Genomic DNA, 24,988 nt, shown 5'->3' with positions numbered 1-24,988 from the left:
GACTCCCGGGCTTAGCCCTTGACGTCCATCGCCGAGCGCAGGCTGTCGGACAACAGGTTGAACGAGATCGAGGTGATGAAGATCATCGCCCCGGGCAGCGCCGCCACCCAGGGCTGGGTGTAGATCGCGGTGCGCAGGGTGTTGAGCATCAGGCCCCATTCGGGCTCCGGCGGGCGCACGCCGAGGCCGAGGAAGGACAGGCCGGAGGCGAGGATCATCGACACCGCGATCAGGCTGGTGGCGAACACGAAGATCGGCCCCAGCACGTTGCCCAGCACGTGTACGCGGACAATCGTGAACGCGCCGGCGCCGGAGGCGCGCGCCGCCTCCACGTAGTCGCGTCCGCGCACCTGGGTGGTGACGCTCTCCGCCACCCGCGCGATCTGCGGGATGAAGACGATGGTCAGCGACAGCAGGGCGTTGCCGATGCCGGCGCCGAGCGCACCCGACAGCGCGATGGCGAGCAGCACCGAGGGGAAGGCATAAAGGACGTCGATGGTGCGCATGATCAGCGTGTTCACCAGTCCGCCCGCATAACCGGCGAGGATGCCGATGGCGCTGCCGACGACGAAGGCGATCAGCACCGGGGTGATGCCCATGAACAGCGACAGCCGGGTACCGAGCATCAGGCGTGACAGCATGTCGCGGCCCAGTTCGTCGGTGCCGAGCGGGAAGCCCTCGAAGCCGATCGGCTTCAGGCGTTTCAGCATCGAGGTCTGGTACGGGTCGGACGGTACCAGTTGATGGGCGAAGACCGCGATCAGGATGAGGCCGAGCAGCACCACCCCGGCGCCCAGTGCAACCGGGTCGCGCATCAGCTTGTGCCCGACGCCGGACCAGAACCCGGGCGAGCGCTCGAGGGGCGCCACTGCCGCGGGGGCAGGCGCGGTGGGCGCAAGGATCGCAGTCGTATTCATGATCTCTGGATCCTCGGGTCGAGGGTGGTCTGCAGCACGTCCACCAGCAGGTTCAGCACCACGAAGAAGGTGGCCAGCACCAGGATCGTGCCCTGCAGCAGCGGCAGGTCGCGCTGGAAGATGGCCGAATTGAGCAGGAAGCCGGTACCCGGCCACGAGAACACGGTCTCGATCAGGATCGAGCCGCCGAGCAGGTAACCGAGCTGCAGGCCCATCACCGCCAGTGCGGTGGGCGCGGCGTTCTTCACCACATGGGCGAAGATGCCGACGTCGGTCAGGCCCTTGGCGCGCAGGCCGACCACGAACTCCTGCGCCAGGATGTCGGCCACCAGGGCGCGCACGGTGCGCGCGATGATGCCCATCGGGATCACCGACATGGTGATCGCGGGCAGCACCATGAAGCGGATGTGGGCCCAGTCCCACGCCCATTCGCCCGAGCCGCCGGGGCCGGCGCCGGTGGCAGGCAGCCACATCAGCCACGACGAGAAGATGATCACCAGCACCATGCCGAGCCAGTAGTGCGGCACGCTGACCCCGAGCACCGACAGCGCGGAGGCGGCGCGATCGACCCAGGAGTCGCGAAAGTAACCGGCGACGAAGCCGAACAGACTGCCGAACAGGAAGCCGATCAGGGTTGCCATGCACGACAGCATCAAGGTGTTGCCCACTGCGCGCACGACCTCGGTGGCAACTGGCCGGCCGGACGCGATCGAGGTGCCGAGATCGCCCTGCAGGGCGCGCCAGAACCAGGTGGCGAATTGCTCGAGCCACGAACGATCGAAGCCGTAGAGTTTCATCAGCTGCTGCTGCAGCTCGATCGAGGCGTCCGGCGGCAGGATGGAAACGAGCGGGTCGCCGGGCGAGATATGCACCAGCAGGAAGCAGAAGAAGGCGACGCCGATCATGATCGGAATCGTGTAGATGATGCGGCGCAGGAGATAGATCATCGTTCGGCCCTCATGGGTCGGATTGGCGTCGGATCGGCAAGGCCACCGGCGCGCCGGCCGGCAGCCGTTCGGGTACGCGCCGCGCGGGGACGGTGCGCACCCGGAACATCAGTCCATCTTCATCGTGGCGATGTCGATGAACCAGCTCTTGGGCTGCACCACGTTCTTGACCTTCGGCGACATCGCGCGCGGACCGACGTCGTGGGCGACGAAGATGAACGGTGCCTCTTCGACGATGCGCGCATGCAGTTTCGCCAGTGCGGCATCGCGCGCCTTGTCGTCGAAGCTGGTGCGGGCGGTGGCGATCAGGGCGTCGAACTCGTCATTGCCGAAATAGCCCCAGTTGTTGGAAACCGGGGGGAAGGTCTTGGTGCTGACGAAGCGCACCATGGCGAAGAACGGGTCCATCGCCGCGGCCGATACGTTGATGCCGTTGGCGCCGTTGGCCGATGCGTCCTTGGCCCCCTTGCGCCAATTGGTGAACAGCGTGTTCCACTCGAGCACGTCGAGCTGAACGTCGAAGTTGCACTGCTTGAGGCTTTCCTGGATGTATTCGTTCATCGGCAGCGGCTGCATCTGGCCCGAGCCCGAGGCCGAGACCTGGATCTTGACCTTCAGCGGCTTGGCCGCTGTGTAACCGGCTTCGGCCATCATCTTCTTCGCCGTGGCCGGGTCGAACCGGATATCGAACTTCGGATTGCCCCACCAAGGGTGGTCGGGCGACACGATGCCCTTGGCCTCGCCCATCATGCCGCCGAGAAAGGCCTTCAGTTCGCTGCGGTCGATGCACAGGTTGGCGGCCTGGCGCACGCGCTTGTCGAGCCACGGCGAACCCTCGGCAAAGGACAGCTGCCACGGCCAGATATGTGGCTGCGGGTTGGAGTAGATGGTGAAGCCACGACGCTTGATCTGGTCCATGGCATCGGGCGCGGGGGCCTCGATCCAGTCCACCTGGCCGGACAGCAGCGCTGCGGTGCGGGCGTTGGCTTCGGGCAGCGGCAGCATCACCACCTTGTCGATCGTGGGTGTGCGCTGCGGATCCCAGTAGCCGGTATTCTTTGCCACCTCGAGGCGCTCGCGCGGAGCGAAGGCCACCATCTTGAACGGGCCGGTGCCGGAGGCGTCGGCGGCGAAGGCGGTCCATGCCTGTTTGGCGCGTTCGGCGGCGTCGGTCACGCTGGGCGGCACGGCCTTGTACTTGACCTCCCAGTGGGCGGGCGAGGCCATGAACAGATTGGTCAGGTTGATCGGCAGGAAGGCGTCCGGCTCGGAGGAGGTCAGCTCGACGGTCAGCTCGTCGATCTTCCGCGCGCTGCGCAGCGTCGGCATGCGCGAGGCAGTCACGCCGACCTGGCTCGGGTCGAAGTGCCTGGCGCCCTTGTCCAGCACCTTCTGCACGTTCCACACCACGGCGTCGGCGTTGAACGCGGAGCCGTCGTGGAACTTCACCCCCGGGCGCAGTTTGAACACCCACTTGGTCTTGTCCTTGGCGTCGACCGCCCACGAACTCGCCAGGCCGGGAATCAGCACGCTGGCCCCATCGGCCCTGGACAGGTCCCACTGGGTCAGCGAGTCGTACATCGGGATGCCGGTGAAACGGTTGCCCTCGAAGCCCTGGTCGGGCTGGCCCAGGGTGCGGGGAATGTCGGCGGCGGTCATGCCGATGCGCAGGATCTTTTCCTGGGCCGGTGCGCCCGACGCGGCGCAGGACAGCACGGCGAGCGTACTGGCGATCAGGGCGGGAAGCAGGCGGGTGGGCCGGGTGCATTTGCTCATGGGTATCCTCGCTCGAGACAATGGTGAAAGTACGACTGGGTTGATCGATGTTCCGCAAGCGTCGTGCCAATCGCGGGCGCAAGTCCCTTGCGGCGGCTGTTCCGCCCTTGAAGCGGCGCCGTTCAAAGGGATCGGCAGCATGCCCGGCGAATGTTCCGCACTGCGCTGGCGGTTGTTGCGCTGCGAAATTCTTCGCCGTCGCCCCGCTTTGGGGAGTCGGGCGCTCCGATGGTGCGCAACGCTGTTCCTGCAGATTCGTCATGTGCTGGTAGGCAACCTTAGTGGCGGCTTTAGTTGCAGAAAACTACAAATATCGAAAGCTGCGTTTCTGATTCATGAAACAATTGCGGCATGAAACCCCGTGCCCTGCTGAGCAACCTCGCCGAAGCCGACCTCAGGCTGTTGCGGATCTATATCGCGATTGCCGAATCGGGCGGTCTGGCGGCCGCCGAACTGCGCCTTAACATCAGCCGTTCGGTGATCAGCCGCCACCTGAAGGATCTCGAGACCAGGCTGGGGGTGCGCCTGTGCGAGCGCGGGCGCTCGGGCTTCGCACTCACCGAGGAGGGCAACACCGTGCTCGACGCGGCGCGCCGCCTGCTGGGCCAGATCGAGGGCTTCCGGCGTGAAGTGGCGGGGCTGCATGGCGGCATGCGCGGTGAGCTCAATCTCGCGGTGTTCGACAAGTTCGCCACCAACCCCGCGTGCAGGCTGGCCGAGACGGTCGCCGAGTTCGGGGCAGAGGCGCCGGCGGTGAGCCTGAGCGTGCATGTGGCCAGTACCAGCGTGATCGAGAAGGGTCTGCTCGAGGGCAGCTTCCAGGTCGGCATCCATCCTTTTCACCGGGCCAGCGAAAGCTTGCTCAGCTGGCCCCTGTTTTCGGAACAGATGTGGCTCTACGGGGCGCCCGACCACCCCTTGCTGCGCGATGGCGAACTGCCGGACGAGGCGGCGCTGCGGAGCGCGGCCTTCGTCGGCCTCGGCTACCACTCGCCCAACATGGAACATTTCTGGCGGCTGGGCCTGCGCCCGGCAGCCCGCGCCCACGAACAGGAGGCCAGCGTGTTGCTGATCCGCTCGGGACGCTATCTCGGTTTCCTGCCGGATCACTATGCGCACGCTTTCGAACAGGCGGGGGCGCTGCGCCGGATCCCGTCCGATACCCTGCAGTACCGCTGCGACTGGGTGGTGTCGATCGCACGCAGCCCGGCGCCGGGCCGGATCGCCCGCCATTTCAGCAGCCGCCTGCGCGAGCGTCATGATGCGGCGACGCGCGAGTGAGCGGCGTCCGCCGGCCGTTGCGGGTGATGCCGTGACGCGCTTCCGTGCGCCTGATTTCCGCTCCGCCGAGACTCTTCCGCCCAGGTAACTCCCGTGCCCCGACTCATCCTCCTCAACAAGCCCTACGGGGTGCTGTGCCAATTCACCGACGAAGCCGGTCGGGCGACGCTGAAGGACCATGTGCCGGTGCCCGGCGTGTATGCCGCGGGCCGGCTCGATACCGACAGCGAAGGCCTGCTGCTGCTGACCGACGATGGTGCGCTGCAGCACCGCATCGCCGACCCGCGCCACAAGCTGCCCAAGACCTACTTGGTGCAGGTCGAAGGGGTGCCCGACGAGGCGGCGCTCGCCGCGCTGCGCGCCGGGGTCGACCTGGGGGATTTCGTCACCCGGCCCTGCGGCGCGCGTGCGGTAGCCGAGCCGCAGTGGCTGTGGCCGCGCGACCCCCCGGTGCGCTTTCGCAAGGCCATTCCCACCGCCTGGCTGGAAATCGTGCTGCGCGAGGGCAAGAACCGCCAGGTCCGGCGGATGACGGCAAAGGTCGGACTGCCGACCTTGCGTCTGGTGCGGGCGGCGATCGGCGACTGGGCGCTGGACGGGCTGTTGCCGGGACAATGGCGCGAGCTGCCGGCACCGCCCGCGGCGCCACCCGGGATACGCCCCAATGCGCGGGCCGCCGTGCGCAGGCGGTAGAATCGGCCCGATTCAATTTTGCCGCGGGACAGATCGATGGATGTGAACGCTGGAGTCGGAGGCGCAATCGCGCGCGTGCTGAGGATGGGCGGCCTGCTCGGCGCGCTGGTGCCGATCATGGGCCTTGCCCAGATGCCGGTGGCCGAATTGGGCGCGGGCATGTTCCGGATCGAGGCCGAGGTCGCCCACACCGACCAGAACCGCCAGCTCGGCCTGATGAAGCGCGAGGCGATGCCGGTGCAGCGCGGCATGGTGTTCGTGTTTCCGCAGCATGCCCGTCACTGCATGTGGATGAGGAACACCTTGCTCCCGCTGTCGGTGGCCTTTCTCGACGGGCAGGGGCGCATCCTCAACATCGAGGACATGCAGCCGCAGACCGAGGACAGCCATTGCGCCGCGGCACCGGCGCGATTTGCGCTCGAGATGAACCAGGGCTGGTTTCGCGAACGCGGGCTGAAGCCGGGTGATGCGATCCGCGGCATCGAGCGTCTGCCCGCGCCGCGCTGAGGCCTCCGCAAGCCGCGAATTGCACGGGTTTCCCGGCTCTTATCCGGCGGCGGTGCTTGCAGCGTGGCGGCGATAATTGCCGCACGTCGTCCTGCGTCCGTGCCGATCCGCGCACGGTGGAGCGATAACCGGAGTCGGCCGTGGCCGAAGAAAGCGATCTCGAGAAGACAGAACCAGCGTCGGCACGACGACTGGAGCAGGCCCGCGAAGAGGGGCAGGTTCCGCAGTCGCGTGAGCTGTCGACCTTCCTGGTCACCATGACCGGCGTGGCGACGCTGTGGCTGCTCGGCGGCTGGATGGCCGAGCGCCTGTTCGGGCTCATCCGGCGCGCGTTCGCGTTCGAACGCGAGATGGCCTTCGATCATGTATTGATGCTGGAAGGCCTCAACGTCCAGCTCAGCGGCGCTTTGCTGACCCTGATGCCGCTGTTTCTCACCCTGTTGGTGGCCGCGGTGGCCTCGCCGATCGCACTTGGCGGGCTGGTGTTCTCGCCCAAGGCGCTGGGGCCGAATTTCGGGCGCATGGATCCGGTCAAGGGGCTGGGCCGGATGTTCTCGGTGCACGGTCTGGCCGAAATGGTGAAGGCGATCCTCAAGGCCTTGCTGATCGGCGGCGTGGCGTCAACGGTGTTGTGGCTGAACAAGGATCACCTGTTCGACTTCATGGTCGAGCCGCTCGAGGTCGCGATGCCGGACTTCGCCGACACGGTGGCCTTCACCGCGCTGCTGATCGCGGCCAGTCTCGGCCTCCTCGCACTGATGGACGTGCCGTTCCAGCTCTGGCAGTACCACAAGAAGCTGCGCATGACCAAGGAAGAAGTCAAGCGCGAGGGCAAGGAGCAGGAGGGCGATCCGCAGGTCAAGGGCCGCATCCGCGCCATGCAGCGCGAAATGGCGCGGCGCCGGATGATGTCCGAGGTGCCCAAGGCCGATGTGGTGGTGACCAACCCGACCCACTTCTCGGTAGCGCTCAGGTACGACGCCAGCAAGATGGCGGCGCCGGTCGTCGTTGCCAAGGGCCGCGGCGAGCTGGCGCTGAAGATTCGCGAGATCGCACGCGAACACAAGGTGGCGATGCTCGAGGCGCCGCCGCTGGCGCGCGCACTCTATACCCATTGCGAACTCGAACAGGCGATTCCCGCCACCCTGTTTACCGCGGTGGCCGAGGTCATGGCCTATGTGTACCAGCTCAACCACTGGGTTGCCAACGGTGGCATGCCACCCGCCCTGCCTGCCGAACTGCCGGTGCCCGCGGGGCTCGACCCCGGCGCGCCCGAGGAATGAAGCCTGAATCATGGCCACCAATGACACCCTGAACCTGCGCGCGTTGCTCTCGCCCGCCAACCTGCGCACGCTGGCCGCGCCGGTCCTCATCATCATGATCCTGTCGATGATGGTGCTGCCGCTGCCGGTGTTCATGCTCGACGTGTTCTTCACCTTCAACATCGCCATTTCGGTGATGGTGATGCTGGTGGCGATGTACTCGAAGAAGCCGCTGGATTTCTCGGTGTTCCCCACCGTGCTGCTGGTCACCACCTTGCTGCGCCTGTCGCTGAACGTCGCCTCGACCCGGATCGTGCTGCTCGAGGGCCACGGCGGACCGGACGCCGCGGGCAAGGTGATCGAGGCTTTCGGCAGCTTTCTGGTCGGTGGCAATACCGCAGTCGGTCTGGTGGTGTTCGTGATCCTGACCCTGATCAACTTCGTCGTGATCACCAAGGGCGCCGGGCGGATCGCCGAAGTGAGCGCGCGCTTCACGCTGGACGCGATGCCCGGCAAGCAGATGGCAATCGATGCCGATCTCAACGCCGGCCTGGTCGACGAGAAGGAGGCGAAGAGCCGGCGCAAGGAGATCGGCCAGGAGGCCGACTTCTACGGCGCGATGGATGGTGCGTCCAAGTTCGTGCGCGGCGACGCGGTCGCCGGCATCCTGATTCTGGTCATCAACATCATCGGTGGTCTGTTCGTCGGCGTCATCCAGCACGACATGGCGATCGGCGAGGCCGGCCAGGTCTATACCCTGCTGACCATCGGTGACGGTCTGGTGGCGCAGATTCCGGCGCTGATCATCTCGGTCGCGGCCGGTCTGGTGGTGTCGCGCGTCGGCGATGATGGCGACATCGGCGGGCAGGTCATCAGCCAGGTGTTCTCCAACCCCCAGGTGCTCGCCCTGACCGCCGTGATCATCGGCGTGCTCGGCCTGATTCCGGGAATGCCGAACGTGGTGTTCATCCTGCTCGCGACGCTGTTTGGCGCGCTGGCGTGGATGCGCCACAAGCGGATCGGTGAAGAGGCCTTCCAGGCCGCGGCACCCGCCGCCGCGCAGGCGGCCGCCCAGCAGCCGGGCGAGGCCCAGGAGGCAAGCTGGAATGATGTCGCGCCGGTCGACGTGCTCGGTCTGGAAGTGGGCTACCGGCTGATTCCGATGGTCGACAAGGGTCAGGACGGGGAGCTGCTCAAGCGTATCCGCGGGCTGCGTCGGAAGTTCGCCCAGGAAGTGGGCTTCCTGTCCGCGCCGGTGCATATCCGCGACAACCTGGAGCTCAAGCCCAATGCCTACCGGATTGCGCTCAAGGGAGTCGAGATCGGCACCGGCGAGGCCTATCCGGGACAGTTCCTGGCGATCAATCCGGGCCGGGTCTCGGGCCCGCTCGCCGGGCGCGAGACCAAGGATCCGGCATTCGGGTTGCCGGCGTTCTGGATCGACAGTGGCGGCCGCGAACAGGCGCATGCGCTGGGTTACACCGTGGTCGATGCCAGCACCGTGGTCGCCACCCATCTCAACCATGTCATTCTCAATCATGCCGCCGAACTGCTGGGGCGGCAGGAGACCCAGGCGCTGCTCGACCACATCGGCAAGGACGCCCCCAAGCTGGTCGACGACCTGGTGCCCAAGCTGCTGCCGGTGTCTTCCGTGCAGCGCGTGTTGCAGAACCTGCTCGACGAAGGGGTCAACATTCGCGACATGCGCACCATCATCGAGGTGCTGGCCGAACATGCGCCGCGCACCCAGGATCCGGTGGAGCTGACCGCCAAGGTCCGCGAAGCCCTTGGCCGGGCAATCATCCAGGCCCTGTTCCCGGGCACGGCCGAGGTCCAGGTGATGGCGCTCGAGCCCGGGCTGGAGCGCATCCTGCTGCAGGCAATGACCGCCGGTGGCGACGGCGGGGCGATCGAACCCGGGCTGGCCGACACCCTGTTGCGCCAGACGGCGCAACTCGCCCAGCGTCAGGAAGACATCGGCCTGCCGCCGGTGCTGCTGGTACCGGCGCCGTTGCGCATGTTGCTGTCGCGCTTCCTGCGCCGCGCGGTGCCGACGCTCAAGGTCATCTCCAACGGCGAAGTGCCGGAGTCGCGCACCATCCGGGTCACCGGCATGGTGGGCGCCGCGGCCTGAGGCGGGACTCGCGTTTTGCGGCTGGGGGAATAGACGGGGGAAACCCGGGCTATTCCCACCATGAGGCGCTCCCCGGCGGTCGCATAATCGTCTCCAGCATGCGCAAGAAGCGCACCAGTCCGGAGATCCAACATGAACGTCAAACGCTACTTTGCTCCCACCGCACGCGAGGCCCTGCGCGCGCTGAAGGAGGAACTCGGAGCCGACGCCATCGTGCTGTCCAATCGGGCGGTCGATGGCGGGGTCGAGATCCTGGCGTTGCCGGCCGATGCCGTCGGCGCCCTGCAGAGTTCGCGGCCGGCGCCGGCAGCGGTGCGCGCACCGCGGGTGGCCGTGCCCGCGATGCAGCCGGATACGGCGACGACCGCGATCGACGACCGTGACTTTCATGTGAGCCTTTCGGCACTGGCCGCCGGTGCAGTGCCGCGCAACGCGGCCGGTACGGCGCCACGACGCGGACAGGAGCCGGAGTCGATTCGGGCGTTCAATCCGCCCCGTGTCGATGCCGGCGACTATCTGGCCCGCAGCGGCGTGTATTCCGGTCCCGCGCAGGCCACTCGACCGGCACCGGCGAGCCCGCGGGTCACCGTCGAGGACGGCGGCATGCGCCCGCTCGCGCCGCGGGCCGAGCCACTGCCGGGGCGCGAGGCCGATGACGCTCGGGTGCGCGCATTGCAGGATGCGAATGCGCACCTGATGGATGAACTCAGCGGCATTCGCGGCATGATCGAACGTCAGCTCGCCGGCTTCGCCTGGGGCGAGACCCGCCGCCATGCGCCGGCACGCGCCACCCTCGTCGGTGAACTGCTCGAGGCCGGATTCTCGGGCGCAACCGCACGCCAGCTGGCCGAAGCCATCCCCGAGGATGCAAGCCCCGAGCAGGCCCATGCGATCGTCCGCACCACCCTCGATCGCCAACTGCGAGCGCGCTCGACCGACGACGACATCATCGATCGCGGCGGCGTCTACGCACTGGTGGGCCCCACCGGGGTCGGCAAGACCACCACCACGGCCAAGCTGGCGGCGCGCTGCGTGGTGCGCCACGGTACCGGCAAGCTGGCGCTGATCACCACCGACGGCTACCGCATCGGCGCCCAGGAGCAGCTGCGCATCTACGGCCGCATTCTCGGGGTGCCGGTGTTTTCGGTGCGCGACGGCGCCGACCTGCGCCAGACGCTGACCGAACTGCGCGGCAAGCACATGGTGCTGATCGACACCATGGGCATGAGCCAGCGCGACCGCATGGTCGCCGAACAGGCCGCGATGCTGAACGGGGCCGGCAACGTGCGGCGTTTGTTGCTGCTCAACGCCACCTGCCGCGGCGACACCCTGGACGACGTGGTCCGTGCCTACGCCGGGCCCGATCTCGAAGGCTGCATCTTCACCAAGGTGGATGAGGCCGCATCGCTGGCGCCGGCCATCGACGTCGCGGTGCGCCGCGCGCTGGAAGTGTTCTACGTGACCAACGGACAGCGGGTGCCGGAAGACCTGCATCTGCCCAATCGCGCCTACCTGCTGCACCGTGCCTTGCGCGAGCAGCGCGGGGAGTCGCCGTGGCGGCTGCAGGGCGACGAAGTCGGGATGATGCTCGCCGCCGCGGGCCACGGAGCCTAGGATGAGGCCATCACGCCCACAGGATGCGCGAACGGTCGGCCCGGCACGGCGGGCCGGTCCGGCAGCCACGGCGCGGCGCGCCGTGAAACCGCTGTTTCACTGCCCCGAAGGGGCGCCGGCCTCCTTCGGGATGGCCCGCCAGGAGGTCTGACATGATCGACGGACGCGAGGACCAGGCCGCAGGCCTGCGGCGTTTGTTCCGCCATGCGCCGCCCACGGTGGTCGCACTCTATGCCACCGGCCGTCACCGCACCCAGAACGCCGTACGCGCGGCACACCGGATTGCCGGTCATGCGCAGCGTGTGCTGGTGCTCGACGAGGCCACCGGCGACGAGACCCTGGCCGAGGTGCTCGGCCTGCCGGCCGGGCCCGACCTGCTGCAGATGCTCGACGGGCGCATGACCCTGGCCGGTTTGCTGCAACCGGTGCCGGGCCTGCTCGGACGGGTGCCCGCCGCCGCCGCGGCGCTGGCGCTGCCCCTGCTCGACGACGCCCGCCGCGCCTGCCTGGTGGAGGCGCTGCGGGTGCTGCATCGCCATGCCGGATTCGTGCTGATCCATGCCGGGCAGAGCTCGGCGAGCGATCCGTCGCCTTTTGTCCATGCCGCACCGCGCCGTCTGCTGGTGGCCGAGGCCAGTGCGTCGGGGGCAACCGAGGCTTACCAGGTGATCAAGCAACTGGCGGCGGCCGGTGCCGGGTCGCTTCATGTGGCGGTGTCGCGCGCGCGCAATCGGAGCGATGCCGAGGCCTTCTTCACCAGTCTGCAGGGGCTGGTCCGCCGTCACGTGGGGGTGCCGCTGGCATGGCTGGGCGAGGTCGAACGCGACGATCTGGCTGGCGGCCTGTCCCAGTCCGGATCGATGTCGACCACCCGCGAACCCGAGGCTGCGTTCCTGCGCAGTCTGGCCCTTGGACCATCGGCAAGGCCGGGCGGCCGCGCACGCCACGGATGACGATCAGGTGCCCATGACCTATCCTGCTGGTAATGCCGGCGTCAGTGCGGGAAAATGGCCGTCCCCGAATGGCCCTTCGCCCGTTCCCGAGCGGGCGCGACAAAAGAAGATACAGGTTCAATGGATGTACGACGCTGACGGCCGACTCGATACCGATCATCTGGTAGTGTCCTATGCACCGCTGGTGAAGCGCATTGCCTATCAGCTGATGGCAAAGCTGCCCGCGAGTGTCGACGTCGACGACCTGATCCAGAATGGAATGATGGGCTTGCTCGATGCCATCAATCGTTTCGAGGAAGGGATGGGCGCACAGTTCGAGACCTATGCCGTGCAGCGCATCCGCGGCTCCATGCTCGACGGCCTGCGCGACAACGACTGGGTGCCGCGCAGCCTGCGGCGGGACATGCGCCGGATCGAAGCGGCGATTCATGCGCTCGAGCAGCAGAACGGTCGTGCGCCGACCGAAACCGAACTGGCCGCAGCGCTCGGCGTGTCGCTCGCCGAATACCAGCACATGCTGCAGGACGCGCGCGGACATCAGCTGGTCTATTTCGAAGACTTCGCGCTCGACGAAGGCAGCGATTACCTCGATCGTCATCTGGGTGCGCACGAAACCAATCCGCTCGACCTGCTCGAAAACGCCGATACCCGTGCCGGGCTGGTCCGGGCGATCGAGGCCCTGCCCGAGCGCGAGAAGATGATCATGGCGCTGTATTACGACGAAGAGCTGAACCTGCGTGAAATCGGCGAGGTGCTCGGGGTCACCGAATCCCGTGTGTGCCAGCTCCACAGCCAGGCGGTGGCACGACTGCGTTCGCAGGTCGTGGGCGCACGCCCGGCTGCCTCCGGTACCGGTGCCCGTCGCGGCAGGCCGCCCAAGAATCCGTCGCCCTCAGGGGCCTGAACCAGCCCGGGAAGCGCGCTCTTATGGATAGCATCAGCCTCGTCGGCATTACGCTCGGACTCGCGGCAATTCTCGTCGGGCAAGTGCTCGAAGGCGGCCACATTTCGTCGCTGCTCCAGCCGACCGCCTTTCTGATCGTGGTCGGCGGCACCGCCGGCGCGGTCATGCTGCAAAGCCCGCTGCGGGTGTTCGTCGACGGCCTGCGGATGGCGAAGTGGGTGTTCGTTCCGCCCCTGGTCGGCCACCGCGTGATCATCGAGCAGGTTGCCGGCTGGAGTTCGGTCGCACGCAAGGAAGGCCTGCTCATCCTCGAGGCGCAGATCGATGGACTGCCCGATCCGTTCATGCGTCGCGGCCTGCAGATGCTGGTCGACGGCGTGGAGCCGGGCCGCCTGCGCGAGGTGCTCGAAGTCGAGATCGATACCTGGGAAGGGCAGCTCAAGCAGAGCGCCAGGATCTGGGACGGTGCCGGTGGGTATGCGCCGACGATCGGCATTCTCGGGGCGGTGATGGGGCTGATCCACGTGATGGAGAATTTGTCCGATCCGTCCAAGCTCGGTGCCGGCATTGCCGTCGCCTTCGTCGCCACGATCTACGGCGTGGGACTGGCGAACCTGGTGTTCCTGCCGATCGGCAAGAAGCTCCACGCGCACATCGGCACCCTGGTCGCCCAGCGCGAGATGTTCGTCGACGGGCTGGTCGGCATCGCCAGTGGCGACAACCCGCGCATCATCGAGAGCCGCATGCAGGGCTACGTCGTCTGACCGAACGCAGGAGCCGGAATGTCGCGCCGACGCAGGAACGGAAATGATGCCGAGCACGAGAACCACGAACGCTGGCTCGTCTCCTATGCCGATTTCATCACCCTGCTGTTTGCCTTTTTTGTGGTGATGTACTCGCTGAGCTCGATCAATGAAGGCAAGTACCGGGTGCTGTCGGATTCGATCGTGCAGGCGTTTCGCAGCATCAACGTCAACGAGAGCGGTCAGCAGATCATTGTTCCGCCGGTGACGGTGGTGACGCCGTCGATCATGCCGCCGGCGGCCAGGCCGCAGACGCCATCGCCGGAAGAACTGAAGGCCGAGGAGCAACGCCAGCAGAACGCCCGCAAGATGCGCAGCATGGCAGACGAGATCCGCCAGGTGCTGCAGCCGCTTACCGAGAGCGGACAGGTGAGTGTGACCGAAGGGGCGTTCGGCATCACCGTCGAGATCAACGCGAGCGTACTGTTCGCGCCCGGCGAGGCGGTGCTCGGCGCGCCCGCGGTGACGGCTCTGCGCGCGGTTGCGGGCGTGATTGCGCTGGCGGCCTTTCCGGTGACGGTCGAGGGCCATACCGACAACATCCCGATCAACACCTTCCGCTTTCCGTCGAACTGGGAGCTGTCCGCCGTGCGGGCCTCGTCGGTGGTGCGTCTGTTCGTCGAGTCCGGTGTGGCGCCGGAGCGCCTTACTGCCGCCGGGTACGCCGATCAGCGCCCGGTAAGCGCCAACACCACCGAAGAAGGGCGGTCGCGCAACCGCCGGGTCGCGATCATGATCGAATCGCGGGTGGCCGAAGCGCCGCCTGCGGCCGGTCCCGGCACCATCCCGCGCAACGATCCGCTGCGCTCCATCCTGCCGCCGATCGTGCCACCGGCACCGGGTTGACGCTCAGCTCATCCGTTCGGGCTTGAGCCGGATGGCGAGCTGCATCCCCTTGCGTGCCCGGCGATGGCGCATGTTCTCGCGCTGCGCCGGCTTGAGGACGACGCTGGCGGGCTTGCTGCCGCGGCCGATGCCGTCCACGGTCAGCACGGCGTCGTCGGCCGGTACCGCGATCGCGGCCAGCGCTTCGCCTTCGTCCATACCCATCACGATCACGCCGCGCCCGCCGGCCTGCACCTTCATCTCGGCGCGCGGGAAAATCAGCACGCGGCCGCTCTCGGATGCGGCGGCAATCCACTCGCCGAACACCCGCGCCGGGCGCAGCACCGTTTCGCCCTTTTCCAGCACCATGAAGGCCTTGCCCGCGCGTTGCCGGCTGGTGGCGTCGCCCACCGCGCAGATGAAGCCGTAGCTGCCGCTGTTGGCGAAGAAGTAGCTCGCCTCCGGCACGTCGGCCACCACCTGGGCCGGTTTGCCCCCGTCCTGGAAGTCGACCAGGGTGGCGAGCGGCACGCCGTCGCCGCGCCCACCGGGCAGCTCGGCCGCTTTCACCGTGTACGCGCGGCCATGGGTGTCGATCACGATCAGCGGCCAGGTGGTCCGGGTCTCGAGTACCGCAAAGGCGAAGTCGCCGGCCTTGTAGGTGATCGCCGCCGGGTCGATGCCGTGACCCTGGCGCGAGCGGATCCAGCCGTTCTTCGACAGGATCACGGTGATCGGTTCGTCGGCCACGCTGATCTCGGCCGGGGCCACCGCGGCGACGGTCTCGATCAGGGTGCGGCGGTCGTCGCCGTATTTCTTCGCATCGTCCTGGATTTCCTTCAGGATCAGCCGGGTCATCGCCGCCCGATTGTCGAGGATGTGCTGCAGGCCGGCGCGCTCGTCACGCAGTTCCGCCAGTTCCTTCTCGATCCGGAAGCCTTCGAGGCGGGCGAGCTGGCGCAGGCGGATCTCGAGGATGTCCTCGGCCTGGATCTCGGACAGGCCGAAGGCGGCGATCAGCGCCGGCTTGGGCTCGTCCGACTCGCGGATCACGCGGATCACTTCCTCGATGCGCAGGAAGGCGATCATGCGGCCTTCGAGGATATGGATGCGGCGATCGACTTCGTCCAGCCGGTGGCGGGTGCGGCGCTCGACGGTGACATATCGGAAGTCGATCCACTCGCGCAGGATCTGCACCAGATTCTTCTGCTGCGGCCGGCCGTCGCGGCCGATCATGGTCATGTTGACCGAAACCGAGGTCTCGAGGCTGGTGTGGGCGAGCAGCACCGCCATGAATTCGTCGCGGCTCTGACGGCTGGAGCGGGGTTCGAGCACGATGCGCACCGGCGACTTGTCGCTCGACTCGTCGCGCACGGTTTCGAGCGCACCCAGCACCAGTTGCTTGAGGTTCTTCTGTTCCTGGCTGACTTCCTTCTTGCCGGCGCGCGGCTGCGGGTTGGTCAGGGTTTCGATCTCGGCCAGCACCTGGGCGGTCGATACGCCGTGCGGCAGTTGCTCGACGATCGCCCGCCACTGGCCGCGCGCGAGTTCCTCGATGCGCCAGCGCGCACGCATGCGCAGCCCGCCGCGGCCACTGGTGTAGGCATCGCGTATCGCCTCGGGCGAGGAGATCAACTGGCCGCCGCCGGGGAAGTCGGGCCCCGGCATACGTTCGAGCACTTCGCTCAGGCCGGCTTCCGGATGGCGGATCAGGTGGCAGGTGGCTTCCGCCACCTCGCGCAGGTTGTGCGGCGGAATCTCGGTGGCCATGCCGACGGCGATCCCCGAGGCGCCGTTGAGCAGCACGAAGGGCAGGCGCGCGGGCAGCAGCTGGGGTTCTTCGAAGGCGCCGTCGTAGTTGGGGATGAAGTCCACCGTGCCGCGGTCGATTTCGGACAGCAGCAGTTCGGCGATCGGGGTCAGGCGGCACTCGGTGTAGCGCATCGCGGCGGCCGAGTCGCCATCGCGCGAGCCGAAGTTGCCTTGGCCGTCGACCAGCGGATAGCGCAGCGAGAAGTCCTGCGCCACCCGCACCATGGCGTCGTACACCGAGGTGTCGCCGTGCGGGTGGTACTTGCCGATCACGTCGCCGACCACGCGCGCCGACTTCACGTGTTTGGATGTGGACGACAAACGCATCTCGCTCATCGCGTACAGGATGCGGCGTTGCACCGGCTTCATGCCGTCCTCGACCTGGGGCAGCGCGCGCGACTTGACCACGCTCATCGCGTAGGCGAGGTAGGCGCGCTCGGCGTAGAGATCGAGCGGCAGGATGTCGTCGTTGTCTTCGGCTATCGGCGGTACGGGAGAGGGAGGCAGTGGCGGTGCGTCGTGGTCGGGAGTGTCGAAAATGTCGTTGCTCATCGGAATGGGGGTCGGAATGGAACCGAAGGGGGCCGGACACGCTGGCGCGCCCGGACGATGGGCCGCAAAGGGGGCGATCTTACCCCGTCTGCGGCGCCCGGCGCGAGCCTGTCGGCACGGCACCCCGGTGCGGGATGCGACGACAGACGACAAGCTTGTCGGAAAAGCGACTCAGTCGATCCCGGTTTCGGCATCGTCGTCGAGCAGCGCAGCGATCACCGAATGTCCCACGCCGTCCTCCGGATCGAGCACCTGCAGGCGGGCGACGATGTGGCGGCTGGCCTCGGGGTTGCCGCGGCGCAGTTCGATGAAGGCGAGCGCCTTGAGGAAGGACAGCAGGAAGCGCTGCGCCACCGAGCGCCGCGGGTCCTCGCCCACGTCGTCGCGGGTCCATTGACGCCAGTCGGGGCCCACGCGGGCCTGGTGGGCGGCCTCGGCGAGGCCTTCGAGCGCGGTGGCGAGGGCCTGGTCGAACTCGCGCTGCTGGTTCTGCAGTTTGAACAGGCAGCGATAGGCCGGCAGCGACCCGGGCGCGATCTCGATGGCGTGGCGGAACAGCGCCCGCGCGCGCGTCGGATCGGAGCGGTGACAGGCGACCCCTTGCTGCAGCAGGGCATTCACGTGCGGCGGCAGGGGGCCGAAGGCGATCAGGTTTTCCTGAGGCGTGGGTTGGGGCATGGCGGCGGCGGACGAAGTGCGGGTGGCCGCTTCTGAGCAAGTTGCATTCCATGGCCGGCGGGTATGGAATGCGCCGGCGACGCCGGGGGCGGAGATGGCACCGAACGTGCTTGGCCGGAAGGTCTGCCCACTGCCTCGTCGGCAAAAAACCGAACGGAAAACCCTCATGCGAATCGCGATCGCGACCGACCACTACACCGATGTCGCCGGCCATGCCGGCAAGGCGAGCCACTGGCTGATCTGGGCGTGCGAGCCGGGCAGGGCGCTGCCCGAACCGCAGCGGGTCGAACTGCAGAAGGCGCAGTTGATGCATTACTGGAAGGACGACGGTCCGCACCCGCTCGACGGCGTCGACATCGTGGTCGCCAACAGCGCGGGCGAGGGCTTCATCCGGCACATGCACAAGCGCGGCGCCGAGGTCCTGTTGACCGGCGAGGACGATCCGCTGGCGGCGCTTGAATCCGTGCTGGCCGGTGAGGCGCTGTCCGATACGCGCTTCGACGTCACGACGACGCTGTGCAAGCTGAAGGATCTGTTCTCGCGCTACTGAGCGATCTCTTTCGGGCCGCGGACGCCGCGGGGCACCACGAATCAGATATCGGCCTCGACCGAATCGCCCTTGTCCTCCATCCACGCCCGCCGCCCCGACGCTTCGCCCTTGCCCATCAGCAGGGTGAACATCTTCAGGGTGTCGTCGAAGGCCCCGGGACGGACATGGACCGGCAGCACGCGGCGGGTGGCCGGGTCCATGGTGGTCTCGCGCAGCTGGTCTGGGTTCATCTCGCCGAGGCCCTTGAAGCGGCCGATCTCGATCGCGTCGGGCTTGTAGCCTTCCTGGGCGAGGCGGTCGCGGATCGCGGTCAGTTCGCCCTCGTCGAGCGCATAGAGGCGGCGCGGCGGACGCTTCTTGCCCTGCGCGGGCACATCCACGCGGTACAGCGGCGGCTGGGCGACGTACACATGGCCGCGCTCGATCAGCTTCGGAAAGTGGCGGAAGAAGAGCGTCAGCAGCAAGGTCTGGATGTGGGCGCCATCGACGTCGGCGTCCGACATGATGATGATCTTGCCGTAGCGCAAGCCGGCGAGGTCGGGGCTGCTGTCGGCACGGTGGGCGTCGACGCCGAGCGCGACCGCCACATCGTGGATCTCGTTGTTGGCGAGCAGGCGGTCGGGGTCGATCTCCCACGAGTTCTGCACCTTGCCGCGCAGCGGCAGGATGGCCTGGGTCTCCTTGTTGCGCGCCATCTTGGCCGAGCCGCCGGCGGAGTCGCCCTCGACCAGGAAGAGTTCGTTGTCGGCGATGTCCTCGGACTCGCAGTCGGAGAGCTTGCCCGGCAGCACGGCGACGCCGGAGGTCTTCTTTTTCTCGACCTTCTGTGCGCTCTTCTGCCGCGCCAGGGCCTGCTTGATCGACAACTCGGCGATCGCCCGGCCGGCCTCGACATGGTTGTTGAGCCAGATCTCGAACGGGTCGCGCAACTGGCTGGAGACGAGCTTGACCGCCTCGCGCGAGTTGAGCTTTTCCTTCACCTGACCCTGGAACTGGGGGTCGAGCAGGCGGGCCGAGAGCACGAAGCTCATGCGCCCGCAGACGTCTTCCTGTTGCAGCTTCACGCCGCGCGGCAACAGGGTGTGGTGTTCGATGAAGGACTTGAGGGCGTCGAACACCCCCGCGCGCAAACCCGATTCATGGGTGCCGCCGGCCACGGTGGGGATCAGGTTGACATACGATTCGCTCGGCACCGCCGATTCGAACCACGCCAGCGCCCAGGTGGCGCCTTCGCCCGGGGCATAGCTGGGGTCGTCCCTGGTGGCGTATTTCTCGGCGGTGAAGATCGGTGCCACCGGCTCGACGTCACCGGCGAGTTCCTTCAGGTAGCCGGCCAGTCCTTCCGGATAGGACCAGGTCTTGCTCTGCACCGGGCCGGCCGTCTGCTCGATGTCGAGCCTGACCGAGACCCCCGACAGCAGCACCGCCTTGGAGCGCAGCAGCCGCTCCAGTTCGTTCATCGGTACCCGCGGGTTCTCGAAATACTTCGGGTCGGGCCAGACCCGCACCCGGGTGCCGGTCTGGCGTCCGCACTCGCCCTCCATCCGCACGTCGCCGATGGTCTCGCCGCCGTCGGCGAAATCGATCCGGTAACGCTTGCCTTCGCGCTTGACCTCGACCTCGATCCGGGTCGACAGCGCATTGGTCACCGATACGCCGACCCCGTGCAGGCCGCCGGAGAAGGCGTAGGCTGAGTTGCCCTCGCGCTTGTCGAACTTGCCCCCGGCATGGAGCCGGGTGTAGGCCAGCACCACGACCGGCACGCCTTCCTCTGCATGCAGGCCGACGGGAATGCCGCGCCCGTCGTCGGCCACGGTGACCGAACCGTCCACATGCAGGGTGACGTGGATCTTGCCCGCGAACCCGCCGAGCGCCTCGTCGGCCGCGTTGTCGATGACTTCCTGGATGATGTGCGCCGGACTGTCGGTCCGGGTGTACATGCCCGGGCGCTCTCGCACCGGTTCGAGTCCCTTGAGGACGCGGAAGGAGGATTCGTCGTATTGCTTGCCAGCCATGGCGGGCCCTGGGTGATTCCGGAAGGGCGCAAGGATAGCAGAGTGGAATGGTCCACCGGTGAGCACCCGCTCATCGGCCGCGCCGATGCAGGGTACTCAGGCGCTGCCGAGGATGCGGCCGCCGCCGGTGGGGCGCGATTGGCCGTCGGCGTCGTAGAGCTGAGGATGATTGGCGGCCGACAGCAGCACCGACAATGCGGCCTGGTTGTGCTGCATGCGTTCGGTGATCAGCTTGCCGTTGAGTTCGTTGCGCGTCCTGGCCTGGCCGGCCAGCTCGAGCACTTCGTTCCAGCGTGCCAGCACGCGCGGCAGGTGGGCGCAGCTTGCCCTGATCGAGACTTCATTGTTGGGCAGGCCGAAGCGTCCCAGCAACAGGGCACGGTCGTCATGCAGGCGCTGCAGTTGGCGGTAGCGGTCGGTCTTTTCGGTCGTCAGCGACAGGAGCGCGTCCGTGTCGCCAGCAACGAGCAGGGCTTCCTCGCGGCCGAGGAGGTCGATGAATTCCCTGAGCTGAATGGCTTCAGCTTCGATCAGGAGCGCAATGCGCTGGGTTTCGGCGGGTCCGAGTTTCTGCATCACCGAAGTCTAGCGCGAAAACCCTCAGCTGCGCTCGGATCGGGCGTCGAGCATCTGCCGAACACTGTCGATCAGGCCGTCGGCAATCCGGTTGGCGTCGATCTTGAAGCGGCCCTCGCTGATCGCAAGCTTGATTTCCTCGACCCGCTTGCTATCGACGACCGGCGTCTCGCGGATGGCGGCCTCGGCCTTCTGCAGGCTGGAGGACAGGGCCGACAGCTCGACCTTGTCGCCGCCCGCTGCGGGACGTGCGGAACCGGTTTCGACCCGGGGTCGTGCGTCCGCGGTCTGAGTGGTGCCGAGGGGCTTGCCCGTGCTCTCGATTTTCATGATGAAGCTCCAGATATGACTCGTCTGACCAACACATCGGCAGCTCTGGACAAAACTTTAGCGGAATTTACCGTTGCCCGGCGCAGGGGATCAATACCTGATCTCGACCGTTCCGCCGGCGTTGGCGGTGCCGGTGATGACCTGGCCGTTCGGCATCCGGACGCGAACCGATTCGCCCGGTGCCGCATTGTTCAGTGCGCGACCCTCGGCCGACACCTCGAAACCTTCACCGCTGCCGATCACCTTGACGTTCTGCCCCTGCCGGACCGCGGCGGGAATGCGCAGCATGTCGCCGCGCAAGGGGTTGCCCTGCGCGATCGCATAGCGGGTGTGATGGCCGACCGCCTGGGTGGGATCGGTCAGGGTGTTGTCGGGCAGGGCGGCGAGATCGCCATGACGGCGTGCGATGTCGGCCGGGCCCACGATCTGGCCGGCACGCATCGGCCGCGCGGTGACGAGATAGTCGGTCAGCACCGCAACCCGGGCCTGCAGATACGCCGCCCAGGTCACCGGCGAATCACAGCGTACGCCGACGCTGAGTGCACCCCACGCTCGGACGCCGCCGGGCAGGAAGGCGACGAGTTCGGCGCACGGCGGCAACTGGTTGCGTGCGTCGAGCGGGCCGATCTGGATCTCCACGCGCCCCGGCAGGCCGCGCGTCTCCTGTTCGAGAAAGCGTCTGGCGGCCGCTTCGACCGGTTCGGGGGCCTGCTGGGCGGCAAGCGGTCCGGCGGCCAGTGCGGCGGTCAATGCGATGAGGACAGGGGCGATGCGGGCGGCGAAGGCTGGAAGGCTCATGTGGCGATTGCAGCACGTCGGTCGCCCGCAGGCAACCCGAATTGCCGGCAATTTCTGCCGCGCGCCGGCATGGATGGGTCATGCGATTGCCGGACAGCGGTGAAATTGGCCGGGCTTTTCCGGTCTTATCCGCGCCAGGCACGCTGCGGCCCGGGGCTACCATCGGTGGCATGGAAGGTGCAATGAGATCCGCGAACACCTTTCGCCGTTGCGATCGCAACGACAACAGGATCACCGAGGTGATGTGATGCGAACCCTGCTCGACAGTCAATTGCGTGGCCACCAATCCGCGCTGAATCTCCAGGCCCACCGCCAGCAGTTGCTGGCATCGAATATCGCCAATGCGGATACGCCGCACTACAAGGCGCGCGACATCGACTTTCGCGAGGCCTTGCAGGGTTCGATTGCCGGCCGCCTCGGTCCGCTGGCGCTGAGCACCACCCGCAGCGGGCATCTGGCTGCGAGCGGCGCCCATCCGCTGGATGCGTTCACCAAGTACCGCACCGAGTCCCAGTCCAGTGTGGACGGGAACACGGTGAACATGGATACCGAGCGCGCCGCCTTTGCCGAGAATGCGGTGCATTACGAGGCCAGCATCACCTTCATCAACGGTCTGCTGCGGTCGATGCAGACCGCGATCAGCGGTCAGTAAGGTCCGACAGGAGCCTGGTCATGAGCATGTTCAACGTCTTCAAGATCGCCGGATCGGCGCTCAACGCGCAGTCGATGCGGCTCAATACCACGGCCTCCAACCTCGCCAACGCCGACAGCGTGGTGGCGGAAGACGGTCAGCCTTACCGCGCCAAGCAGGTCGTCTTTGCCGCCAAACCGGTGGCCGGTGAGGGCTCGGTCGGCGTGCAGGTGACCCGGATCGTCGAGAGTGCTGCGCCGATGCGGCTGGTGTACGAGCCCAACAACCCTGCGGCCAATGGCGACGGCTACGTGGAGATGCCCAACGTCAATGTGGTCGAGGAGATGGTGAACATGATCTCGGCCTCGCGTTCGTACCAGAACAATGCCGAAGTGATGAACACGGCACGAACCTTGCTGCAGCGTACCTTGCAGATCGGCCAGTAAGGGCCGTCCGGCACACGCCGCCGATAGCAGGAGAAAAGAATGAGCACCGTAGCCTCCACGACTCAGACCGCCAACAACGTTCTCGCCGGCCTGGCACGCAGCGAACCGGTCAACAGCAAGGACGACGAAGATCAGCAGACCCGCTTCCTGACCTTGTTGACCACCCAGCTGCGCAATCAGGATCCGATGAATCCGATGGAGAACGCCGAGGTGACCTCGCAGCTCGCGCAGATGAGCACGGTGGATGGCATCGAGCGGCTGAACAAGCTGTTCCAGTCCTTCGTCGATTCGCAATCCTCGGCCGACGGCATCAACGCGGCGGCGCTGATCGGGCGCGGGGTGCTGGTCGAAGGCAAGGGTCTGGGCCTGACCGAGGCCGGGGCGGTGGGCGGATTCGAGCTCGACGCCGCCGCCGACAAGGTCACGCTGACGATACGCGACGCGTCGGGTATCGCGGTATCCACGATCGAACTCACCGATGTCGAGGCCGGCAGTCACAACTACATCTGGGACGGCAAGGCGACCGATGGTAGCCAGGCGGCCGACGGCATGTACTCGGTGAGCATGGCGGCCACCATGGAAGGGGAGAAGGTGACCGGACGTGCGCTGCAGTTCGCTGCGGTGACCAGCGTGATCCGCGGCCCCGGCGGTACCGATGTGCAAGTGGGTTCATTGGGCGTATTCAAGCTTGACGACATCAAGCAGATTCTCTGATCCGGAGCAGCGAGCATGGCATTCCAACAAGGTTTGAGCGGGCTGGCATCATCGTCCAAGGCGCTTGACGTCATCTCCAACAACGTCGCCAACACGAGCACCGCGGGCTTCAAGGGCAGTACCGCCATCTTTGCCGACATGTATGCCTCGGCCCTGACCGGTGCCGTATCCTCGGTCCAGATCGGCATCGGCGGCACGGTCAATGCAGTGCGCCAGGCGTTCAACCAGGGCAATCTGACGACCACCAACAATCCGCTCGACATGGCCATCAACGGCAACGGCTTCTTCATGGTCGGGCGCAACGACGGCACCACCGCCTTCAGTCGCAACGGCCAATTCGACATCGACAAGGACGGCTTCATCGTCACGCCGCTCGGCGAACAGTTGATGGGTTTTCAGCGCGACCCGGCGACCGGCCTCATTCCGGTTTCGGGCGGCAGCGTTGCGGCGCTCAATGTTCCGCAGAGCGAAATTCCGCCCAACGCCACCACCGGCGTGGAGCTGACCGCAAACCTGGATGCCTCCGGCGATCTGCCCGCGGTCGCCACCTTCGATCCGGATGACGCCGAATCCTACAACGGCACCACGACGGTCGAGGTGTTCGACAGCCAGGGCACCCAGCATTCCCTGTCGCTGTACTTCGTGCGTACCGCGCCGACCACGGCCAATACCTGGGATGTCTATTCCTTCCTCGATGGCCAGCCGCCCACGGTGGCCACCCCGACGCCGCTTGCCTTCGATGCCCTGGGGGCGCCCACCGGAACCACCACGACCAATCCCACCTGGACGCTGAACTCGGGTGCCGGATCGCTCGGCTTCGAGGTCGACATGTCGAACCTGACCCAGTTCGGCTCGGATTTCTCGGTCACCGACGTGATTCAGGATGGATATCGTTCGGGCCAGATCGCGGGCATCTCCATCAGTCGCAACGGCGTCATCGAAGGCCGTTACACCAATGGCCAGACCCAGGAACTGGGCCAGGTCGCACTCGCGACCTTCCGCAGTCCGAACGGCCTGACTTCGCTCGGCAACAACCTGTGGGCTTCTTCTCCCGAGTCCGGTCCGGCGATCGTCAACAAGCCGGGCTCCGGCCTCAATGGCGTGATTTCCGCGGGCCAGATCGAGGAGTCGAACGTCGACCTCACCCAGGAACTGGTGCAGATGATCATCCAGCAGCGCAATTACCAGGCCAACGCACAGTCGATCCGGACCCAGGACCAGATTCTGCAGACCCTGGTCAACCTGAGATGAGTCCTGACCGCGGGCTGCG

General features: G+C 66.8%; 25 protein-coding genes. 16 read left to right on the top strand and 9 right to left on the bottom strand.

Translation table 11 applies throughout. The features are described from left to right. Positions 1-11: 11 nt before the first annotated feature. The 3 genes from AC3A35_RS22870 to AC3A35_RS22860 all read right to left on the bottom strand — a co-directional run bounded on the left by AC3A35_RS22870 (position 12) and on the right by AC3A35_RS22860 (position 3,640). On the bottom strand, positions 12-917 hold the full coding sequence (locus AC3A35_RS22870) for an ABC transporter permease (protein ID WP_487438747.1): 906 nt from the start codon (positions 915-917) through the stop codon (positions 12-14). Further along, a complete protein-coding gene (locus tag AC3A35_RS22865) occupies positions 914-1,864 on the bottom strand; it encodes an ABC transporter permease (RefSeq protein ID WP_487438745.1) in 951 nt (316 codons plus the stop codon). The genes AC3A35_RS22870 and AC3A35_RS22865 overlap by 4 nt, the downstream gene beginning before the upstream one ends. A gap of 108 nt (positions 1,865-1,972) precedes the next feature. After that, a complete protein-coding gene (locus tag AC3A35_RS22860) occupies positions 1,973-3,640 on the bottom strand; it encodes an ABC transporter substrate-binding protein (RefSeq protein WP_487438744.1) in 1,668 nt (555 codons plus the stop codon). Here AC3A35_RS22860 and AC3A35_RS22855 point away from each other — a divergent pair. From AC3A35_RS22855 to motD, 11 genes are all read left to right on the top strand, one after another. After that, positions 3,639-3,995, top strand: a complete 357-nt coding sequence (locus AC3A35_RS22855) for a hypothetical protein (protein ID WP_487438743.1) — start codon at positions 3,639-3,641, stop codon at positions 3,993-3,995. The two genes, AC3A35_RS22860 and AC3A35_RS22855, sit on opposite strands and share 2 nt — an antisense overlap. Further along, complete coding sequence (locus tag AC3A35_RS22850; RefSeq protein ID WP_487438741.1) at positions 3,992-4,921, top strand: LysR family transcriptional regulator; 930 nt, start codon at positions 3,992-3,994, stop codon at positions 4,919-4,921. The genes AC3A35_RS22855 and AC3A35_RS22850 overlap by 4 nt, the downstream gene beginning before the upstream one ends. Positions 4,922-5,014: 93 nt before the next feature. Next, positions 5,015-5,614 carry an rRNA large subunit pseudouridine synthase E gene (locus AC3A35_RS22845; protein ID WP_487438740.1) on the top strand — a complete coding sequence of 200 codons (600 nt, stop codon included), beginning with the start codon at positions 5,015-5,017 and terminating at the stop codon, positions 5,612-5,614. Positions 5,615-5,698: 84 nt separating this feature from the next. Next, positions 5,699-6,121, top strand: a complete 423-nt coding sequence (locus tag AC3A35_RS22840; RefSeq protein WP_487438816.1) for a DUF192 domain-containing protein — start codon at positions 5,699-5,701, stop codon at positions 6,119-6,121. A 140-nt stretch (positions 6,122-6,261) separates the two neighbouring features. Further along, complete coding sequence (gene flhB / locus AC3A35_RS22835; protein ID WP_487438739.1) at positions 6,262-7,404, top strand: flagellar biosynthesis protein FlhB; 1,143 nt, start codon at positions 6,262-6,264, stop codon at positions 7,402-7,404. A 10-nt stretch (positions 7,405-7,414) separates the two neighbouring features. Next, positions 7,415-9,517, top strand: coding sequence for a flagellar biosynthesis protein FlhA (gene flhA, locus AC3A35_RS22830; RefSeq protein ID WP_487438738.1), 2,103 nt, complete (start codon positions 7,415-7,417; stop codon positions 9,515-9,517). A 132-nt stretch (positions 9,518-9,649) separates the two neighbouring features. Next, a complete protein-coding gene (gene flhF / locus AC3A35_RS22825) occupies positions 9,650-11,131 on the top strand; it encodes a flagellar biosynthesis GTPase FlhF (RefSeq protein ID WP_487438736.1) in 1,482 nt (493 codons plus the stop codon). 152 nt (positions 11,132-11,283) lie between these two features. Continuing rightward, positions 11,284-12,084: a MinD/ParA family ATP-binding protein gene (locus tag AC3A35_RS22820; RefSeq protein ID WP_487438735.1), complete on the top strand. Its 801-nt coding sequence runs from the start codon at positions 11,284-11,286 to the stop codon at positions 12,082-12,084. 124 nt (positions 12,085-12,208) lie between these two features. Next, positions 12,209-12,988 (top strand): RNA polymerase sigma factor FliA, encoded by a 780-nt coding sequence (locus tag AC3A35_RS22815; RefSeq protein ID WP_487438734.1) that lies wholly within the window; start codon positions 12,209-12,211, stop codon positions 12,986-12,988. Positions 12,989-13,011: 23 nt separating this feature from the next. After that, positions 13,012-13,752: a flagellar motor protein gene (locus tag AC3A35_RS22810; RefSeq protein WP_487438733.1), complete on the top strand. Its 741-nt coding sequence runs from the start codon at positions 13,012-13,014 to the stop codon at positions 13,750-13,752. Positions 13,753-13,770: 18 nt separating this feature from the next. Next, on the top strand, positions 13,771-14,637 hold the full coding sequence (gene motD, locus AC3A35_RS22805; RefSeq protein ID WP_487438732.1) for a flagellar motor protein MotD: 867 nt from the start codon (positions 13,771-13,773) through the stop codon (positions 14,635-14,637). Positions 14,638-14,640: 3 nt separating this feature from the next. Here the strand turns inward: motD and parC are convergent, their stop codons facing one another. Both parC and AC3A35_RS22795 read right to left on the bottom strand, forming a co-directional pair. After that, on the bottom strand, positions 14,641-16,980 hold the full coding sequence (gene parC / locus AC3A35_RS22800; protein WP_487438731.1) for a DNA topoisomerase IV subunit A: 2,340 nt from the start codon (positions 16,978-16,980) through the stop codon (positions 14,641-14,643). Positions 16,981-17,151: 171 nt separating this feature from the next. Continuing rightward, a complete protein-coding gene (locus AC3A35_RS22795; RefSeq protein ID WP_487438730.1) occupies positions 17,152-17,658 on the bottom strand; it encodes a tetratricopeptide repeat protein in 507 nt (168 codons plus the stop codon). A gap of 166 nt (positions 17,659-17,824) precedes the next feature. Here AC3A35_RS22795 and AC3A35_RS22790 point away from each other — a divergent pair, with 166 nt between their 5' ends. After that, positions 17,825-18,208, top strand: a complete 384-nt coding sequence (locus tag AC3A35_RS22790) for a NifB/NifX family molybdenum-iron cluster-binding protein (protein WP_487438729.1) — start codon at positions 17,825-17,827, stop codon at positions 18,206-18,208. 41 nt (positions 18,209-18,249) lie between these two features. Here AC3A35_RS22790 and AC3A35_RS22785 read toward each other — a convergent pair whose 3' ends face one another. The 4 genes from AC3A35_RS22785 to flgA all read right to left on the bottom strand — a co-directional run bounded on the left by AC3A35_RS22785 (position 18,250) and on the right by flgA (position 21,927). Beyond that, positions 18,250-20,223: a DNA topoisomerase IV subunit B gene (locus AC3A35_RS22785; protein ID WP_487438728.1), complete on the bottom strand. Its 1,974-nt coding sequence runs from the start codon at positions 20,221-20,223 to the stop codon at positions 18,250-18,252. A 96-nt stretch (positions 20,224-20,319) separates the two neighbouring features. Then, on the bottom strand, positions 20,320-20,799 hold the full coding sequence (locus AC3A35_RS22780; RefSeq protein WP_487438726.1) for a flagella synthesis protein FlgN: 480 nt from the start codon (positions 20,797-20,799) through the stop codon (positions 20,320-20,322). A 24-nt stretch (positions 20,800-20,823) separates the two neighbouring features. Next, a complete protein-coding gene (gene flgM, locus AC3A35_RS22775; protein ID WP_487438725.1) occupies positions 20,824-21,129 on the bottom strand; it encodes a flagellar biosynthesis anti-sigma factor FlgM in 306 nt (101 codons plus the stop codon). A gap of 90 nt (positions 21,130-21,219) precedes the next feature. Further along, positions 21,220-21,927, bottom strand: coding sequence for a flagellar basal body P-ring formation chaperone FlgA (gene flgA, locus AC3A35_RS22770; RefSeq protein ID WP_487438724.1), 708 nt, complete (start codon positions 21,925-21,927; stop codon positions 21,220-21,222). Positions 21,928-22,174: 247 nt separating this feature from the next. Here flgA and flgB point away from each other — a divergent pair, with 247 nt between their 5' ends. Genes flgB through flgE form a run of 4 tightly spaced genes read left to right on the top strand, consistent with a single transcriptional unit; the run spans position 22,175 to position 24,969 of the window. After that, entirely contained in the window at positions 22,175-22,579 is a 405-nt protein-coding gene (gene flgB, locus AC3A35_RS22765; protein ID WP_487438723.1) for a flagellar basal body rod protein FlgB, read from the top strand. A 20-nt stretch (positions 22,580-22,599) separates the two neighbouring features. Next, positions 22,600-23,004, top strand: coding sequence for a flagellar basal body rod protein FlgC (flgC, locus tag AC3A35_RS22760; protein WP_487438722.1), 405 nt, complete (start codon positions 22,600-22,602; stop codon positions 23,002-23,004). A gap of 39 nt (positions 23,005-23,043) precedes the next feature. Next, on the top strand, positions 23,044-23,718 hold the full coding sequence (locus AC3A35_RS22755; protein ID WP_487438721.1) for a flagellar hook assembly protein FlgD: 675 nt from the start codon (positions 23,044-23,046) through the stop codon (positions 23,716-23,718). Between the two features lie 15 nt (positions 23,719-23,733). Then, a complete protein-coding gene (gene flgE, locus AC3A35_RS22750) occupies positions 23,734-24,969 on the top strand; it encodes a flagellar hook protein FlgE (RefSeq protein WP_487438720.1) in 1,236 nt (411 codons plus the stop codon). The last annotated feature ends 19 nt before the right edge of the window (positions 24,970-24,988 follow it).

This window comes from Azoarcus sp. Soil_N_20 (assembly GCF_057656155.1).
Note: the sequence above shows the minus strand (reverse complement) of the source record. Positions and strands in the feature narration are given on the sequence as shown.